This is a genomic window from Peterkaempfera griseoplana, from assembly GCF_001418575.1.
In the GTDB taxonomy this organism is placed as follows: Bacteria; Actinomycetota; Actinomycetes; order Streptomycetales; family Streptomycetaceae; genus Peterkaempfera; species Peterkaempfera griseoplana.
In genome coordinates this window covers 1-1,847 of record NZ_LIQR01000764.1, presented here as the reverse complement: position 1 = coordinate 1,847, position 1,847 = coordinate 1, and the positions used below count along the sequence as shown (strand labels likewise).

The following is a 1,847-nucleotide window of genomic DNA, read 5'->3' as shown; positions in this document are numbered from 1 at the left end:
TGGAGCGGCGGCTCGGCCTGCTCGCCGTGGTGCTGGCCCTGCTGGAGGGCTTCTGCCGGGTCTACATGGGCGTGCACTACCCGACCGATGTGCTGGGCGGCTATGCGCTGGGCACCGCGGTCGTACTGCTGCTGGCCCCGCCGGCCACCGCACTGCTGGTGCCGCTCTGCCGGGCGGTCGCCCGCTCCGCCGCGGGGCCGCTGGTCGCGGCCGCCGGGCGGCGGCTCAGCTGGGGACGGCCTGCGGGAAGCTGAAGAGCCGTCCCGGGTCGTACGCGGCCTTGACCTTCCGCAGCCGGGCCAGGTTGGCCCCGTAGTAGGCCTGCTGCCAGTCGGTGAGCCGCGGGTCCACATAGTTCTGGTAGGCCTGGCCGCTGGCGTAGGGGCGCATCGACTGCCACACCCCGTCCAGCCAGGCCTGGTGGCGGGCCACCGTGGCCCCGCTGGGCCAGTTGGCGATGTACTGGGCCAGGAACAGGCCGTCGCGGTGCACGAACGCGGTGTCCTGCGGCCGTACCCGGTTCACCGCGCCGCCCACGGCGTCCAGTGCCACCGCGGAGCTGCCGCCCGCCGGGACCGTGCGGGAGTAGCGCTCCACACCGGCCAGCAGGGTGCTGATGCCGGCGTCGGTCAGCTTCCGGGTGTAGAAGTCGGACCGGGCCCCGTAGGACTCCCGTACGACCTTGCCCGAGGGCTGCCGCCCCGGCAGGCTCCCGGGCAGATGGCACTGGGGGACGGTCCAGCCGAGGGTACCCGCCATGGCCAGCATGGTGTCCAGGTAGGAGCGGCTGCGGAGCACCGAGGTCGCCGGGGAGGCGCCGATGGCGCCGGTCAGCCGGTCGATCTCGTTCTGCAGCGAGGAGGCCGTCCCCAGGTGGACGATGGTCACCCCGACCCGCTGCGGGCCGGTGTGGTCCGCCGCCAGGTGCAGGCTGGACCAGAAGGGGTCGGGCGCGGCCGGGGCCCAGCGCTGCCAGCCCCGCAGTACGGCGGCCGCCTGCCGCCAGGGCCAGTAGAGGAAGGCGTAGGAGCAGTCCGGGGCCGGGTGGGTGCGGAAGTCGAAGCGGGTGACCACCCCGAAGTTCCCGCCGCCCCCGCCGCGCAGTGCCCAGAAGAGGTCGGCGTCGTGCTTGGCGTCCACCGTGCGTATGCGGCCGTCGGCGGTGACGATCTGGGCGGCGGTGAGGTTGTCGGAGGTCAGTCCGTAGGCGCGGCTGGTGACTCCGACGCCGCCGCCGAGGGTGAGCCCGGCCACCCCGACCGTGGGGCAGGAGCCGGCGGGCACGGTGCTGCCGTGTGCGGCCAGGCCCGCGTAGACGTCGACCAGCCGGGCCCCGGAGCCCACCGATGCGGCGCCCCGGGAGGCGGAGACGGTGCTCAGCCGGCTGACGTCGATCAGCAGTCCGCTGGTGGTGGACCAGCCGGCGTAGGAGTGGCCGCCGCTGCGTACCGCCACCGGCACGCGGTAGCGGCGTGCGAAGGCCAGGCAGGTGGCCACGTCCTGGGGGGTCGCCGGATAGGCCACCCCGGAGGGGTGGGCGGTGTCGTAGCGGGGCTGGAAGCTCTCGCGGGCCACGGCGTAGCGGCTGTCCCCGGGGCGGATCAGGTTGCCGTGCAGATCCCGGGAGAGGGCCGTCCAGTCGCTGGGGCGTACCGCGGTGGGAGAGGCGGTGGCGCCGGCCGCCGTCATCGGGCGGCCGGCCGCGGAGGACGGGGCGCCGGAGGCCCGGGGCACGGTGTCCGCGGCGGTGCCGCCGGTCGCGGTACGGCCTCCCGAGCCCGGGGTGCAGGCGGCGAGCCAGGCGGTGGCCAGGGCTCCGGTGCCGGCCCGCAGCAGGGTGCGGCGGC

2 protein-coding genes are annotated in these 1,847 nt (G+C 75.6%); one reads left to right on the top strand and one right to left on the bottom strand.

The genetic code is table 11. The annotated features are described in order from the left end of the window. The coding region (locus AOK09_RS36540) for a phosphatase PAP2 family protein (RefSeq protein ID WP_157876200.1) at positions 1-254 on the top strand (254 nt) is incomplete at its 5' end. Here the strand turns inward: AOK09_RS36540 and AOK09_RS36535 are convergent. Then, positions 226-1,847 (bottom strand): FAD-binding oxidoreductase (locus AOK09_RS36535; RefSeq protein WP_245687654.1); only part of this gene is annotated, 1,622 nt, incomplete at its 5' end. The genes AOK09_RS36540 and AOK09_RS36535 overlap by 29 nt on opposite strands.